The organism is Methylopila musalis (assembly GCF_042679725.1).
In the GTDB taxonomy this organism is placed as follows: Bacteria; Pseudomonadota; Alphaproteobacteria; order Rhizobiales; family Methylopilaceae; genus Methylopila; species Methylopila musalis.
This window is the reverse complement of record NZ_JBHTMX010000062.1, coordinates 1-14,917: the sequence shown is the minus strand read 5'-3', so window position 1 is coordinate 14,917 and position 14,917 is coordinate 1. Positions and strand designations below refer to the sequence as shown.

Genomic DNA, 14,917 nt, shown 5'->3' with positions numbered 1-14,917 from the left:
GGGCGTCTCGGGAGCGGCGTCGCGCGCGGAGGCCGCGCCGGTGCGCTCGTCGCCGTCGCTCATGATGCCGTTGGCGAACTCGCTCGCCGCCTGATCGCCGCGGGCGGCGGAGGGCGCGGGGCTCGGGGCTGCGGCCTGCGGGTTCTGGCCGTAATAGGAGTCCGGGCGGATCTCCACCGTCTTCACCCGGCGGGGCTCGCTGCCCATGGTGCTGGGCGCGACCGGCTCCACCGCGGCGGGGCCGCCGGGCAGGATGACGCGCGCGCTGTCGGCGTTGGCGGACGGCGGCGCGCCCGCGGGCAGCTCCACCGGCTCCTCCTCGCGCGACACCATGGTCGACTTCGTCGGCGCTTCCGGGTTCACCCGGTCGTAGATCTGCTTGTTCTGATGCGGAACCTCGGCGCCGCCGGGGTTCTCGGGCACGGTCTTGACCGGCTCGGTCTCGGCCTTGATCAGCGGCGGCTCGCCGCTGCTTCCGCCGCCCATGCTGCGATCGGCGAGCGCGCCCGCGCCGCCGATGAGCGCCACGCCCAGCACCGCCGCCACCATGGTGAGGCCGCCGCGCCCGCCGCCGACGCGCCGCCGGTCGGCGCGCTCGTCATAGGCCGGCTGGCCGTACTCGTCATAGCCGTAAGGGTCGTCCGGATTCGGCGCGTAGGCGCGCGGATCGTAGGGCTGCTCTTCGGGCTTCTGCGGGTCGAGATAATAGTGCTCGGCGTCCGGCTCGTAGTGATGGCCGCCGCGCAGGTTCAAGCCGTCGTCGGGCTGGGCGTAGAGTTCGGGGTCGGCGGCCGCGTGGTCGCGTCGCGCTGCCTGGGTTTTCATGTTTCGGCCTCCGAGAGCCTGGCGGGCGGCCGCCGTGACGGTTGCGACCGGCCGCCGCGAGGCCGCGGAGGGTCAGCGCATCTCGTCGGGAGCCGCCACGCCCAAGATACCAAGTCCCGTCGCCAGCACCAGCGCCAGCGCCCGGACCAACGCCAATCGGGCTTGGGACAACAATGGATTGTTTTCCATAATGAAGCGTAAATCAGGCGCCGCGCCACGATTGTAGTGGGTGTGGAAGTCGCTCGCGAGATCGTGCAGATAGAACGCCACCCGGTGCGGCTGCCGCGCCTGCGCCGCCTGCTCCACCACGCGCGGCCACTGGGCGATGCGCTTCACCAGCGCCAGTTCGCCCTCGTCCTTCAGCAGCGACAGGTCCGGCGCGCCAGCGGCGTCCGGGAACGCCTCCGCGCCCTTGCGCAGGATCGACTGCGCCCGGGCGTGGGCGTACTGCACGTAGAACACCGGGTTGTCGCGGGACTGCTCGGTGACCTTGGCGAAATCAAAATCCAGCACCGCGTCGTTCGAGCGGAACAGCATCATGAAGCGGACGGCGTCGCGGCCGACCTCGTCCACAACGTCGCGCAGCGTCACGAAGCTGCCCGCCCGCTTCGACATGCGCACCGGCTCGCCCGCCCGGAACAGCCGCACCAGCTGACACAGCTCCACGGTCACGCGCGCGGTCCCGCTGGAGAGCGCGTGGCCCACCGCCTGCAGGCGCTTCACATAGCCGCCGTGATCGGCGCCCAGCACGAACACCATCTCTCGGAAGCCGCGCTCGAACTTGGAGCGGAAATAGGCCACGTCGCCGGCGAAATAGGTGTAGGAGCCGTCGGACTTGGCGAGCGGACGGTCGATGTCGTCGCCGAAATCGGTGGCGCGGAACAGGGTCTGCTCGCGCTCCTCCCAGTCTTCGGGCAGCTCGCCCTTGGGCGGCGGCAGGCTGCCCTGATAGACGAGGCCGCGCGCGCGCAGCTCCGCCACCGTCTTTTCGATCTCCCCGCCCGCGCCGTGCAGCGTACGCTCGGAGAAGAACACGTCGTGGCGGATGTTGAGCGCGGCGAGGTCGTCGCGGATCATGGCCATCATGGCGTCGATGGTCGCGTCGCGGACAAGCGGCAGCCATTCGGACTCGGGCTTGTCCTTCAGCGCCGAGCCGTATTCTGCGGCCAGCGCCGCGCCGACCGGCTTCAGGTAGTCGCCGGGATAGAGCCCTTCGGGGATCGCGCCCACGTCCTCGCCCAGCGCCTCGCGGTAGCGCAGGAAGGCGGAGCGGGCCAGCACGTCCACCTGCGCGCCGGCGTCGTTGATGTAGTACTCGCGCGTCACGTCCTCGCCCGAGAAGGCGAGCAGATTGGCGAGCGAGTCCCCGAACACCGCGCCCCGGCAATGGCCCACATGCATCGGGCCGGTGGGGTTGGCGGAGACGTACTCCACGTTCACCTTCACGCCCGGCCGTGCGGCGGGCCGGCCGAAATCGCCCGCCTGCTCCAGCACCACGGCGAGCACGCGAATGAGATAGGCCTCGCTCAGCGCGATGTTCACGAAGCCGGGGCCGGCCACGGAGACCGCCGCCACGTCCGGGTCCCGACCGAGCCGCTCGGCGATCTTCTCCGCCAGATCGCGCGGCTTCAGGCCGAGCTCCTTCGACAGCACCATGGCGGCGTTGGTCGCCAGATCGCCGTGGCTCGGGTCGCGGGGCGGCTCCACCACCACGCGGGTCAGGTCCGGCGTGCGCGAGATCGCGCCCTCGGTCGCCAGGGCTTCGAGGGTCGCGCCAAGGCGCGCGGCGAAATCGGAGAACATGTTCATGTGCGGCAGGGCCCTTGGGAAGGCTTCGGCGGCTAACGCAAATCCGGTGTGGCGTCAAACAGCCGGCGGTGCTCGTCGAGCGCGTAGCGGTCGGTCATGCCGGCGATGAAGTCGGCGATCGCCCTCAGCCGGCGCGGCTCGTCGAGGCCCGCGACCTCGCGCGCCCACTCGCCCGGCAGGGCGGCGCGGTCGGCGGCGTAGGCCCGGAACAGGTCGCCCAGCACGCCGCGCGCCTCCGCCATCACTCGGTCCACGTAGGGGTGGCGGTACATGCGCTCGGTGAGGAAGCGCTTCACCGCCCGCTCCGCGACCGCCATCTCCGGCGAAAACGCCACCACCGCATGGCCCGCGGCCCGCACGTCGCCGACGCTCGCCGGCGCCAGCGCGTCGAGCCGCCGGGCGCTTTCGGAAATGGCGTCCTCCACCAGCCGGGTGATCACCCGCCGCACCACCTCGTGCACCGTGCGCGCCTCGTCGAGGCCGGGATGGCGGGCGCGCACCTCGGCCAGGATGTCGCCAAGCAGCGGCGCCTCGGCGAGATCGTCCAGCCGGAACAGCCCGGCGCGCAGGCCGTCGTCCACGTCATGGGCGTCGTAGGCGATGTCGTCGGCGATGGCGGCCGCCTGCGCCTCGGCGCTCGCATGGGTGTGGAGCCCGAGATCGTGCCGCGCGCCGTATTCCAGAATGGCGACCGGCAGCGCGCGGCCGGCGTAAGCGCCCAGCGGCGCGCCGTCCGCGCCGAGCAGCGGCCCGTTGTGCTTCACCACCCCCTCCAGCGACTCGAAGGTGAGGTTCAGCCCATCGTAATCCGCGTAGCGCCGCTCCAGCTTGGTCAGCACCCGGAGCGACTGGGCGTTGTGGTCGAACCCGCCGAAGCCCGCCATGCAGGCGTCGAGCGCGCGCTCGCCCGCGTGGCCGAACGGCGTGTGGCCGAGATCGTGCGACAGCGCCACCGTTTCGGCGAGATCCTCGTCGAGGCCAAGGGCGCGAGCGATGGAGCGGGCGATCTGCGCCACCTCCAGCGTGTGCGTCAGCCGCGTCCGGTAATGGTCGCCCTCGTGATAGACGAAGACCTGCGTCTTGTGCTTCAGCCGCCGGAACGCGGTCGAATGCAGCACCCGGTCGCGGTCGCGCTGGAAGTCGGTGCGGGTGGGGCTCGCGGGCTCCGGGATCAGCCGGCCGAGGCTCCGGGTCGGATCCGCGGCGTAAGCGGCGCGCGGGCGCAGGATCCAGGCCGTCACGTCCATGCGTCCCGTCGCGGCCGTTCGAGGCCGCCCCTTCCCGCGTTGACCCTTGGCATGGGCGTGCTTACCTCTTGATCCGAGACCCGCGCAACCGCCGGCCGCCCCGCGCGGCAGGTTCGCGCCCGAAACTTCGCGAAGGTTCGAAAGCCCATGTCGACCGACGTTCTCGACCGCGCGTCCGAGGTCACCCTCACCCCGCGCGCCGCCGCCCGCATCACCGAGATCCTCGCCTCCGAGGCGCCCGGCTCCATGCTGCGCGTCAGCGTGCTGGGCGGCGGCTGCTCCGGCTTCTCCTACGACTACGGATTCGACACCCGCGTGGCCGAGGACGACGTGATCGTGGCCCGCGACGGCGCGAAAGTGCTGATCGATCCGGTGTCCCTGCCCTATCTCGCCGGGGCGGAGATCGACTTCGTGGACGCGCTGATCGGCGCCTCGTTCCAGATCAAAAATCCCAACGCCACAGCCTCTTGCGGCTGCGGCACCAGCTTCGCGATCTGACGATCATTCGCGCCTATCGCGCCATAGAAACTTTCGCTGCGAAACAATAGCGCACCTGATGGCGCGCATTGAGGCTTCACAAGCGAACCGGAAACCGGCATTGGGATGCCACCAGCGCACGGCCCTCCGCCGTTCGCTGTCGCCCTCCTGGGGCGTTTCCTCCCTTCACTTCAAGCCGCTCGATCCGTTCGGGCGGCTTTTTTTTGGCCCCGGCCCGGCGCGCGCCGGCCGGGGCCGCGCGAACGGCGTCAGACCAGCAGGAAATCGCCCGCGCTCAGAGCCACATGGCCCTCGAGCCGGATCAGCAGATCGGCCGCCCTGTCGCCGTTGAGATCGGCGGTGACAAGGGTGTCGCCGTCCTTGAAGCCGTAGCGCAACTGGCCCGCCGCGCCGCTGAACTCCGTCGAGCCGATGAAACGAAACGCCTGGCGGCCGGAGGCGACCGTGTTGGCGTCGATCGCCGACAGGCGGATGTCGTCCACGCCCGCGACAAAGTCTCGGATGATGTCGCCGACCGTCTCCTGACGCGTGCGGAACACGAAGTCATCCGCGCCTGCGCCGCCGGTCAGAATGTCCGCGCCGAGCCCGCCATCGAGAATGTCGTCCCCGCCGCCGCCGTTGAGCCGATCGTCACCGGCGAAGCCGCGCAAGATGTTGTTTGCCGTATTGCCAAGAACGCTGTCGTTCAGGGCGGACGCATAAACAGATTCGATCACAACGCCATCCGCGATGGCGAGATTTTTGATGTGGCCATTGATGTCCGAAAACATTCCAGGCCGAAGATCAATCCGCACGCCAGAGGTGAGCTCACGCAGATCGATTATATCGTTTCCGCGTGTGTCGTTGATGGTGAAAGCTGCGTTCTTGTATTTTCCGAAATCGTAAAGTCCGGAGCGCCCATATGTCGTGTCGCCGACATTGACGGTCAGCGCGCCATACAGCTTGGTTATCGCTGCGATGTCCGCCTTCATCGGGGTCATGACGTTGAGCGCGGTGGCGTCGCCAAGCTGGTCCTGCTCGAAGTAGGACATCACCGAATACTGGTTTGTGTCGTATCGGAAGAGCGCGTCCGCCGCGTACGTTCCCGAACCATCGTAAGGGCCCGGGTGCTGCAAACCGAGCGCGTGACCGATCTCGTGAATGAACGTCTGCACGCCATAGGATCCCAGCCCCCAACGCGCGCCGACCGGGAAACCATCCATCCAGTCCCGGCTCACCGTCACTTCCGATGATACGATCTGGCCATTGGCCGTAAATGACGTCTCGGCGTAGGCTTCGCCATTGCCGAAACTGTTAAATTCGATATCCGCAATAAGTTTACTGGAGAACGAAAAGCCGGTTACGGCGGTCCAAGCCTGCATTGCACTCTGCGCCGCCTTGACCATCGCGCCATCCATCAAAAACATCGTATTGAACGTGAACGATGTCTTGGGCCAAGCGATCGGCTGCGCGCCGCCGTCCGAAATGTATTTCACAAAGGCAGGATAGGAGGGGTTCTTGGACGCCATGACGGTGCTCCGGAGGCAGGCGCAGCATGCGAATCAGCCGCGCCGGCCACCGTGCCGCGCGGCCGTTCGCCGCGCGAGGGGGAAAAACGCTTTTGCTCGCGCGTCTCGTGCGAAAGACCCGCCATTGATGAATCGGGACCACAGATGATCGGCGGCGCGAAAGTAATCAAATGAACGCGTTTCCGGAATATGACGCTCCAAAGTCACACGACCCCCGTAGGTATCGATAACAGTTTCAGTGCAGTGCGAAATGCGTTGACACAAAGCGCGGAGAAATAAGAAATATATTGGAGAATTTACGCGAAACGAAAATGTGATTTAGATCTTCGCGAAATTAACACCTCGGGGCCATGTCAAATATTCGAGATTTCTTGGCGCCCGGCAATCCTCTTGGGGAGAGATACCGCGCGCTCCGAAAAGAGATCGGGCACATCCGGCCTTCCCAATACGACATCGCCCGAACCTGCAACCTGAGTTGCGAGGGATGCCTGTTTTTTCTCGGGTCCGATTACGAGGCTCATGGCGAGAAGGACGCTGAGGCGTTCGACCAGTTCTTCGCAAAAGAAGCCGCGCGCGGCGTGACCTACGGCCAGTTCGGCGGCGCGGAGCCTGCGCTGCGGCAGGACGTGCTCCGGGCCGCCGCCCGGCATCTGACGCGCGGCCTCGTGTTCAGCAACGGCACGATCCGGCTCGATCCGGCGCTGCCCTACGCGATCCACATCTCCGTCTGGGGCCTGGGCGAGCAGGGCGCGAGGCTTCGGGGCGCCGACGTGTTCACCAAGGCGCTGCGCAACTACCGCGACGACCCGCGCGCCACCTTCGTGTTCACCCTCAACGCCGAGAACCTCGAGAGCGTGCCCGAGCTGGCGCGCCTCTGCGCGGAGGCCGGCGTCCGGGTCAGCTTCAGCCATTTCAGCCCGACGCTGGAGTACAGCCGCCTGCTCGACGATGCGCAGGCGGAGAAGGGCGACTATTTCCGCATCAGCCGCGACGGCGGGAGCCTGATGCTGGACCGCGACGGGCTGGCGCGCGCGCAGGACCTGATCGCAGCCGCGCTCGACGCCTATCCCGAGACGGTGGTCTACAGCCACGCCTTCAACCGCTGGATCCACCGGCCGGAGGGCGTCTACGACGTCGATCCGCAGACCGGACTGCCGGCGAACTGCGGCTCGCGCGTCACCACCCATTACCGTCACTTCCACACCGACATGACGGACGCCGGCGACGCCAAGTGCTGCACGCCGAACATCGACTGCCGGACCTGCCGTCTCTACGCGCAGTCGCTGGCCTCCGTGCTGCACCGGGTGCAGGAGTTCACGGCCACGGAGGCGAGCTTCTCGGACTGGCTCGACATCTGGGAGCACTGGCGGCGGCTGTTCCTGGTGGAGCGCGGCGACGCCCTCGTCGCGCGGCCGCCGGCCGAACGCGCGGGCCGCCAGCCGCTGGCCGCGGCCTGACGCGCCGACCGGCGCGCGACGCATCCCACCTTCATCATCCGACGACAGCAGGCGATCCCATGGCCGCACCCGACGACGACGCCCGCGCGACGCCCGAAAACGACGCGCCGAAAACCGACCAGCCGAAAAGCGTGCGGTTCATGGCCGGCCGGGTCGACGTGGAGCTGTGGCCCCGTCCGGCCAGCGCGTCTGGCCGATTCTGCATCGTGGCGCGTCCGCATTCCATGGTCCGCTGGAAAGCGGTGCAGACGCTGCGCTGCCCGGTCGCGGTCTGCAACACCGTCCTGCTCTCCAAGCTTCCCCTCACCAGCGACGAGACCGCCGCCGACCTGATCGCGCATATCGAGGGGCTGCGGGACGCGCGGGAGATCGTTTTCGTCGGCGACAGCGGCGGCGGCTACACCGCGTTCGCGGTCGGCGTAGCGCTGGCCCGGCAGTTGCCGAACCGCCCGGTGCGCGCCATCGCCTTCAACCCGCCGACGCAGATCTGGCCGCCGGAAGACACACGCAATCACAAGAGCTATCTCGGACTGGTCGAGCGCGCCTCACGGCAGCCCGGCCTGCTGGAGCGCCTTGAGGCGGAAGGCGATCTGACGTCCTGGCTGCGCGCCGGCGCGGACACTCCCGGCAGCGACTTCCGCGGGCTGATCGTGGCCTCGGCGCTTCAGCGGCATGACATACGCCACGCGGAGCGCATGATCGGGCAGCCGGGCGTGAGCGTGGTGTCGTTCCCGAACGCGCAGCATTCCGCCTTCTTCTGGTGGCTCGTGATGGCGCCGGACGCCTCGGAGGCGGAGATCCGGGACCGCATCTGGCATCGCATTCCCAGCAAGTTCACCGCAGGACAGGACCCCGCCGCGCTGCGGAACGTTCCTGAGCATCAGGAGCGGGTCGAGCGGGAGTTTCAGGCGTTCCGGCTGTTCCGGAAGACCCTTCCCACGCTCGCCTCCATGCTGGACTGGCTCAACGCCGGGCGGGGAGATCGCCGGTTCGAGCTTTCGGACCTGGAGGAGCCGGCTCCGGAGGCGGCGGAGAGCGCATCTCGAACGTCGTGACCTCGGCGAAGCCGACGCAGCCGCCGACCGGCAGCACGGCGAGAAAAGCCAGAACGACGGCGGCATGGCGCATGAGCGGGCCTCCCGGAGCGTGACGCGTTCGACGCCGCCGATTGGAGCGCGTGACGGCGCCATGGGCAAGGCGATGCGCGCCCGCCTCGCCCCGGTCGCATTTTCGGCCATGCTCAGAGGCTGACGTAAGGCTCTCGCCCAGGTTCGCCCCATGCCCCTGTTCACGGATCGCGCCGGCCGGTTCTCGCCGCTGCTGACGCTCACGCTTCTCGGGCTGACGTTGCCGGCGCTGTGGCTGGCGGTCCGCGCCGCCCAGGGCGACTTCTCGGGCGCGGGCCCGGCGCCGGATCTCGGCCTGCCGCCCGCGTTCGGGCCGGGCGACGCGGGCGCCTTCGGCGGCGCCCCGGGCGCAAGTCCCGAAGGCGAGAAGGCGCGCCCGATCTACGACGCCATCCACCTGTCCGGCGACTGGGCCGTGCGCTTCCTGCTGCTGTCGCTGGCGATCACGCCGTTCCGGCGGCTGTGGCACTGGCCGAAGCTGCATCTCACCCGCCGCCGGATCGGGCTCGCGGCGCTGGCCTACGGGGCGCTGCATCTCGGGCTCTACGTGATCGACCAGCAGCTCGATCTGTGGCGGGTCGCAAGCGAGATCGCCCAGCGGGTCTATCTGACGGTGGGCGTCGTCACGCTCATCGGCCTGATCGCGCTCGGCGCCACCTCCACCGATGGCGCGGTCGCCCGCATGGGGGCGAAGCGGTGGCGGGCGCTGCATCGCCTCGCCTATCCGCTCGCAGGGCTGGCGCTGCTGCATTTCGCCATGCAATCCAAGCTCGACGCGGGCGAGCCGATCCTGATGTGGGGCCTGTTCCTGTGGGCCATGGGCTGGCGTTGGCTGCAGGCGCAAGGCGGCGAGCGCGACATCCGTCTCGCGCCGCTGCTGGCGCTGGCGGTCGTCGCGGCCGTGGGCGCCGCGCTGTCGGAGACGCTGTGGTACGCGGCGGCCTCGGGCGTGAACCCGTGGCGGGTGCTCGCCGCAAACTGGGCGCCGCAGGCCTATGGCGTGCGCCCGGCGGGCTGGGTGCTTCTGTTCGGCCTCGCCGCCGCGGCCTCGAGCCTCATCGGCGCCCGGCGGCGGGGACCCCCCCGTCCCGTCCGGGCGCCGCAGCAGGCGGCGACCGTCACTCCACGGTGACGGATTTCGCCAGATTGCGCGGCTGGTCCACGTCGGTGCCCATGAACACCGCCGTATGATAGGCGAGAAGCTGCACCGGGATGGCGTAGAGCATGGGGCTGACGAAGGCGTAGGCCTTGGGCAGCGTCAACACCGCGAAGGCGGAGCCGGCGTGCTCCGGCCCCTCGCCGTCCGTCACCAGCACGATCTTGCCGCCGCGCGCCGCCACCTCCTGCATGTTGGAGGCGGTTTTTTCGAACAGCGGGTCGTAGGGCGCGAGCACCACCACCGGCACGTTCTCGTCCACCAGCGCGATCGGCCCGTGCTTCAGCTCGCCCGCGGCGTAGCCTTCGGCGTGGATGTAGGAGATTTCCTTGAGCTTCAGCGCGCCTTCCAGCGCGATGGGGAAGCTGGTGCCGCGGCCGAGATAGAGCACGTCCTGCGCCTTGGCGAAGGTGGTGGCGAGGCGCTCGATCTCGGGCTCCAGCCTGAGCGCCTCGGCCATCAGGCGCGGCAGCTCCACCAGCGCGGAGACGAGTTTGGCCTCGTCGTCCTCGGACAGCACGCCGCGGTCGCGCCCCGCCTTCACGGCGAGCGCCGCCAGCACGCTGAGCTGGCAGGTGAAGGCCTTGGTGGAGGCGACGCCCACCTCCACGCCGGCGACCGTCGGGAACACCACGTCCGCCTCGCGGGCGATGGTGGAGGTCGGCACGTTGACGACCGCGCCGATGCGCATGCCCTGCGCCCGGCAGTGGCGCAGGGTCGCCAGCGTGTCCGCCGTCTCGCCCGACTGGGAGATGACCAGCGCCAGCCCCCCGGAGGAGAGCGGCGGCTCGCGGTAGCGGAACTCGGAGGCGATGTCGATGTCGACCGGCAGGCGGGCGAATTTCTCGAACCAGTAGCGCGCCACGAGGCCGGCGTAATAGGCGGTGCCGCAGGCGGAGATGGCGAGCCGGTCGAGCTTGGAGAAGTCCACGTCGGCGCCGTCCGGCAGGCGGATGCGGCCCGCAGCCATGTCGATGAAGCGCGCCAGCGTGTGGCCCACCACCTCCGGCTGCTCGGCGATCTCCTTGGCCATGAAGTGGCGATGGTTGCCCTTGTCCACGATGATCGCCGCGGCCGCCGCCCGCACCGCGGCGCGGGGCGCCGGCGCGCCGCTCTCGTCGAAGATCTCGACGCCTTCGCGGGTCAGCGCCACCCAGTCGCCGTCCTCCAGATAGGTGACGGCGTCGGTGAAGGGGGCGAGCGCGATGGCGTCGGAGCCGAGGAAGTTCTCGCCCTCGCCATGGCCGATGGCGAGCGGGCTGCCCCGGCGGGCACCGATGATGAGATCGTCCTCGCCGGCGAAGATGAAGGCGAGCGCGAAGGCGCCCTTCAGGCGGCTGAGCGCCTGAGAGATCGCGTCCCGTGGGCTCGCGCCCGCCTCCAGCGCCCTGGACACCAGATGGGCCACCACCTCGGTGTCGGTCTGGCTCTGGAACACGGCGCCGCCGGCCTCGAGCTCGCCGCGGAGCTCGCGGAAGTTCTCGATGATGCCGTTGTGGACCACCGCGACCCGGTCGGTCGCGTGCGGATGGGCGTTGGCCTCGGTCGGCGCGCCGTGGGTCGCCCACCGCGTGTGGCCGATGCCGATCGCGCCGCCGAGCGGCGTCGCCTCCAGCGAGGCCTCAAGATTGCGCAGCTTGCCTTCGGCGCGGCGGCGCACGATGCGGCCGCCGTCGAGCGTCGCGACGCCCGCGCTGTCATAGCCGCGGTATTCGAGCCGCTTCAGGCTGTCCACGAGCTGGGCCGCCACCGGGCCCTTGCCGAGAATTCCGACGATGCCGCACATGTTGCCGAGCGTCGCTCCTGTTTGTCGTCCCGCACTGGGCGTCTTACCCCAGCGCTCCTTAGCGGCGGCTGAACGGATAAGGAAATCACGGCGGGTTTCGGGCGATGTCGGCGCGGGCGGCTCCGAACGGTTTTCCGGACGCCACGCTGACGCCCACCCCCACCTCCACGTCATGCCCGCGCCTTCGCGCGGGCATCCACGACTTGCCCTTCGACGGACGCCCGGCATGCGCCAAGCTGGACGGAGGAGCCCCGCTTTCAACTCCCGGCTTAAACCCGCCTTAAACGCCGCGGGCGCAGGGTGCCGGGACGTTCATCGCCGGAGAGCGCCGACGCATGGCGTCGCCCAACACCCTGCCCAAAGCCATCGCGGACCGCGCAGGTCCCGTCTCGCTGATGCTGATCGCCGGCTACGGCGCGGCGCTCGTCGCCCTGCTGGCCACGTCCGTGAACGGCGTGGACGCGGCCGGACGGCCGATCGGCACCGACTTCGCCAATGTCTGGGCCGCGGGCAGGCTGGTGCTCGACGGCGCGCCGGAGGCGGCCTACGACCTCGCCCGCCATCACGCCGTGCAGCAGGCGCGCTTCGGCGCGGACGCCCCGTTCTACGGCTGGCACTACCCGCCCATGTTCCTCGGGCTCGCGGCGCTGCTCGGCGCCCTGCCCTATCTCGCGGCGCTGGCGCTGTGGCAGGCGGCGACGCTGCCGATCTATCTCGCCGCGATCCGCGCCATCCTGCCCGGCCGGACGGCCCTGCTGGCGGCGCTCGCCTTCCCGGCGGTGTTCGTCAACCTCACCCACGGCCACAACGGCTTCCTCACCGCCGGCCTGTTCGGGCTTGGCCTCGTGATCCTCGACCGGCGTCCGGTCCTCGCCGGCGTGCTGCTGGGGCTGCTCTGCTACAAGCCGCAGTTCGGCGTGCTGCTGCCCTTCGTGCTGGTCGCCACCGGCCGCTGGCGCGCCACCTTCGCCGCCGCCGGAACCGTGATCGGCGTCAGCCTGCTCTCGCTCGCCGCCTTCGGACCGGAGACCTGGGACGCGTTCCGCGCCAGCGCCGTCTTCACCCGCGAGGTGGTGCTGGAGCAGGGCGACACCGGCTGGGAGAAGATCGTCAGCGCCTTCTCCGCCGCCCGCGCGCTCGGCGCCGGGCTGCCCGCGGCCTACGCCGCGCAAGCCGTCACCACGCTCGCCGTCATCGCGCTCACGGTGCGGCTGTGGCGCGGGCCCGCGTCTTACGAGCCCATGGCGGCGGCGCTGCTGGCGAGCGCGCTGCTCGCCACCCCATACGCGCTCGACTACGACATGATGCTGCTCGGCCCCGCCATCGCCTTCCTGGTGGCGGACGGGCTCAAGGCCGGCTGGCGGCCGGGCGCGGCGGCCGTGCTGCTCGCGGTCTACGCCACGCCGCTGTTCGGCCGGGCCGCCGCCATGGCGACCCTGATCCCCTTCGGCTTCCTCGCCATTCTCGCCCTTTTCGCGCTCGCCGTCGCCGGTCGACAGCCCGCGCGCGCCCCCGTCCGGGAGTTCGCCCATGTCCAACATTGAACGCCTGCGCGACACCTCCTTCGGCGTCCACATGGCGCCGGAGCAGGCGCCGCTGAAGGTGGCGGTGCTGCTGCCCTGCTACAACGAGGAGGCGGCGATCGCCGACGTGGTGCGCGGCTTCCGGGCCGTGCTGCCGGCCGCCGACATCTACGTCTACGACAACAACTCCCGCGACCGCACGGTGGAGCGGGCGCGCGAGGCCGGGGCCATCGTCCGCCACGAGACCCGGCAGGGCAAAGGCAACGTGGTGCGCCGCATGCTCGCGGACGTGGAGGCCGACGTCTATCTCATGGCCGACGGCGACCTGACCTACGATCCGTTGGCGGCGCCGCTGCTGATCGACCGTCTCGTCTCGCGCCAGCTCGACATGGTGGTGGCCACCCGCGAGGGCGAGGGCATGCAGTCGCGCCGGGGCCATCAGGCCGGCAACCGCATGTTCAACCTGATGGTGGACCGGCTGTTCGGCGCGGGCTTCACCGACATCCTGTCCGGCTACCGGGTGATCTCGCGCCGCTTCGCAAAATCGTTCCCGGCGGCGTCCGGCGGGTTCGAGATCGAAACCGAACTCGCGATCCACGCCCTCGACCTCCGGCTCGCGGTGGAGGAGGTTCCGGTGCGCTACGGCCGCCGGCCGGCGGATTCGGTGAGCAAGCTCTCCACCTTCCGCGACGGCTTCCGCATCCTGTGGACCATCGCCATGATGCACCGAGCGCTGAAGCCGCTTCAGTTCTTCGGGGCGATCGGGCTGGCGCTCGCCGCGGTCAGCCTGTGGCTGGCGGTCCCGCTGGTCGGCACCTTCCTCGACACCGGCTTGGTGCCGCGCTTCCCCACCGCCATCCTCTGCGCCGCCATCATGCAGCTCGCGGTGCTGAGCGCCGTCTGCGGCGTGATCGTGGAAAGCGTGGCGGAGGCCCGCCGCGAGACCAAACGCCTGCGCTATCTGGAGCTGAAGGGAGCCGCCTGACGCGCTGGCGGAAGCGACGGACGCAATGGTTCTTGTCCCGGCCTTGAGCCGGGACCCAGAGCCGCTGCGGCCTGAGGATCAAGCTCCCCGTTCGTCGCGGCTCCTTCTGAGACGCCAGCGTTTCTGGGTCCCGGCTCAAGGCCGGGACAAGAAAGTCGCGCGCGCCGACCGACATCTCAGCCCCCGCTCCTACGCGGAAGCGACGGGCGCAACGCTCCTTGTCCCGGCCTTGAGCCGGGACCCATTTCCGCCGACGCCTCCGGACGAAGCTCCACGCTCGCAGCTTGATCCTGCAACAGAGACGTTTCTGGGTCCCGGCTCAAGGCCGGGACAAGGAAGGGGCGCGCAGCTTCCCGTCCTTAGCCCCGCACCTGCCGCGAACGATCGCGCCGTATGTTCACTCCACGCCCATCATGCGGGCGGCGGCGCGCATTTCGGCGAGGCGCTTGGCGCGGCGCTGTTCGGCTTCGTGGTCGCCGCCCCACAGCTCCACGTTCCAGTCCTCGTCCACATGGGCGGCCGCCCAGGCGTCGTCGGGCGTGAGGCGCCCGCGCAGCACCGCGAGCGCGATCAGCGCCGAGCCGGTCAGCGTGGTCATGGCGTGCAGCGCCGCCAGCGTGAAGGCGTCGTCGCGGGGCGTGGCGCGGCGCACGGCCTCCAGCGCCTCGTCGCTCTGGGTGACGAACATCACCCCTTCCGCCAGCACGAAGCGGGCGCCGAGATCGTCGCGGGCGAAGGCCAGCACCGGGTCCCAGTGCAGCGCCTGCCGGGCGACCAGCCGCGCCGGCTCCTCCGCCCGGTAGCAGACGAGATCGCTGCCGGCGTATTTCACCACGTCCTCGGCCACCGCCGCGCTCTCCCGCGCCACGCCGTCGATGGCGGCGTTGGCGAGGCGCGTCAGCGGCATGGTCGCGGCCTCGATGAACTCGCCCTGCGCGCTCCACTCCGCCGCCACCGCCGCGGCCAGCTCCGGCCGCGCGAAGGCCAGCGCCGCGC

Annotated in this window: 11 protein-coding genes and 1 pseudogene; 6 read left to right on the top strand and 6 right to left on the bottom strand. The window is 69.9% G+C overall.

The window, feature by feature from the left end:
* The 3 genes and pseudogenes from ACFQ4O_RS08935 to ACFQ4O_RS08925 all read right to left on the bottom strand — a co-directional run.
* Nucleotides 1–825, bottom strand: a pseudogene (locus ACFQ4O_RS08935) (SPOR domain-containing protein); the annotation flags it as partial.
* A 72-nt stretch (nt 826–897) separates the two neighbouring features.
* Nucleotides 898–2,634: an arginine--tRNA ligase gene (gene argS, locus ACFQ4O_RS08930; RefSeq protein WP_378775350.1), complete on the bottom strand. Its 1,737-nt coding sequence runs from the start codon at nt 2,632–2,634 to the stop codon at nt 898–900.
* 32 nt (nt 2,635–2,666) lie between these two features.
* A complete protein-coding gene (locus ACFQ4O_RS08925; protein WP_378775349.1) occupies nt 2,667–3,881 on the bottom strand; it encodes a deoxyguanosinetriphosphate triphosphohydrolase in 1,215 nt (404 codons plus the stop codon).
* 147 nt (nt 3,882–4,028) lie between these two features.
* Between ACFQ4O_RS08925 and erpA the strand changes: the two genes are divergently transcribed.
* A complete protein-coding gene (gene erpA / locus ACFQ4O_RS08920) occupies nt 4,029–4,379 on the top strand; it encodes an iron-sulfur cluster insertion protein ErpA (protein WP_378775348.1) in 351 nt (116 codons plus the stop codon).
* 248 nt (nt 4,380–4,627) lie between these two features.
* Here the strand turns inward: erpA and ACFQ4O_RS08915 are convergent, their stop codons facing one another.
* Nucleotides 4,628–5,887 (bottom strand): M10 family metallopeptidase C-terminal domain-containing protein, encoded by a 1,260-nt coding sequence (locus ACFQ4O_RS08915; protein WP_378775347.1) that lies wholly within the window; start codon nt 5,885–5,887, stop codon nt 4,628–4,630.
* Nucleotides 5,888–6,465: 578 nt separating this feature from the next.
* On the opposite strand from ACFQ4O_RS08915, the gene ACFQ4O_RS08910 reads away from it, so the two are divergent.
* From ACFQ4O_RS08910 to ACFQ4O_RS08900, 3 genes are all read left to right on the top strand, one after another.
* Nucleotides 6,466–7,344: a hypothetical protein gene (locus ACFQ4O_RS08910; protein ID WP_378775346.1), complete on the top strand. Its 879-nt coding sequence runs from the start codon at nt 6,466–6,468 to the stop codon at nt 7,342–7,344.
* Nucleotides 7,345–7,403: 59 nt separating this feature from the next.
* On the top strand, nt 7,404–8,399 hold the full coding sequence (locus ACFQ4O_RS08905) for a hypothetical protein (RefSeq protein WP_378775345.1): 996 nt from the start codon (nt 7,404–7,406) through the stop codon (nt 8,397–8,399).
* Between the two features lie 223 nt (nt 8,400–8,622).
* Complete coding sequence (locus tag ACFQ4O_RS08900) at nt 8,623–9,603, top strand: protein-methionine-sulfoxide reductase heme-binding subunit MsrQ (protein ID WP_378775344.1); 981 nt, start codon at nt 8,623–8,625, stop codon at nt 9,601–9,603.
* On the opposite strand, the gene glmS is transcribed toward ACFQ4O_RS08900, so the two are convergent.
* A complete protein-coding gene (gene glmS / locus ACFQ4O_RS08895) occupies nt 9,590–11,413 on the bottom strand; it encodes a glutamine--fructose-6-phosphate transaminase (isomerizing) (RefSeq protein ID WP_378775343.1) in 1,824 nt (607 codons plus the stop codon). The two genes, ACFQ4O_RS08900 and glmS, sit on opposite strands and share 14 nt — an antisense overlap.
* 335 nt (nt 11,414–11,748) lie before the next feature.
* On the opposite strand from glmS, the gene ACFQ4O_RS08890 reads away from it, so the two are divergent.
* Both ACFQ4O_RS08890 and ACFQ4O_RS08885 read left to right on the top strand, forming a co-directional pair.
* Nucleotides 11,749–12,957, top strand: coding sequence for a glycosyltransferase family 87 protein (locus tag ACFQ4O_RS08890; RefSeq protein ID WP_378775342.1), 1,209 nt, complete (start codon nt 11,749–11,751; stop codon nt 12,955–12,957).
* Nucleotides 12,944–13,921 (top strand): glycosyltransferase family 2 protein, encoded by a 978-nt coding sequence (locus ACFQ4O_RS08885; RefSeq protein ID WP_378775341.1) that lies wholly within the window; start codon nt 12,944–12,946, stop codon nt 13,919–13,921. The genes ACFQ4O_RS08890 and ACFQ4O_RS08885 overlap by 14 nt, the downstream gene beginning before the upstream one ends.
* A 397-nt stretch (nt 13,922–14,318) precedes the next feature.
* Here ACFQ4O_RS08885 and ACFQ4O_RS08880 read toward each other — a convergent pair.
* Nucleotides 14,319–14,917 (bottom strand): ATP12 family chaperone protein (locus tag ACFQ4O_RS08880; protein ID WP_378775340.1); only part of this gene is annotated, 599 nt, incomplete at its 5' end.

Excerpts from the sequence above, each read along its gene's own strand:
- ACFQ4O_RS08915 (WP_378775347.1), bottom strand. The coding sequence starts at position 5,887 with ATGGCGTCCAAGAACCCCTCCTATCCTGCCTTTGTGAAATACATTTCG.
- glmS (WP_378775343.1), bottom strand. The coding sequence starts at position 11,413 with ATGTGCGGCATCGTCGGAATTCTCGGCAAGGGCCCGGTGGCGGCCCAG.
- ACFQ4O_RS08885 (WP_378775341.1), top strand. The coding sequence starts at position 12,944 with ATGTCCAACATTGAACGCCTGCGCGACACCTCCTTCGGCGTCCACATG.
- ACFQ4O_RS08900 (WP_378775344.1), top strand. The coding sequence starts at position 8,623 with ATGCCCCTGTTCACGGATCGCGCCGGCCGGTTCTCGCCGCTGCTGACG.
- ACFQ4O_RS08925 (WP_378775349.1), bottom strand. The coding sequence starts at position 3,881 with ATGGACGTGACGGCCTGGATCCTGCGCCCGCGCGCCGCTTACGCCGCG.
- ACFQ4O_RS08905 (WP_378775345.1), top strand. The coding sequence starts at position 7,404 with ATGGCCGCACCCGACGACGACGCCCGCGCGACGCCCGAAAACGACGCG.
- erpA (WP_378775348.1), top strand. The coding sequence starts at position 4,029 with ATGTCGACCGACGTTCTCGACCGCGCGTCCGAGGTCACCCTCACCCCG.
- ACFQ4O_RS08890 (WP_378775342.1), top strand. The coding sequence starts at position 11,749 with ATGGCGTCGCCCAACACCCTGCCCAAAGCCATCGCGGACCGCGCAGGT.
- argS (WP_378775350.1), bottom strand. The coding sequence starts at position 2,634 with ATGAACATGTTCTCCGATTTCGCCGCGCGCCTTGGCGCGACCCTCGAA.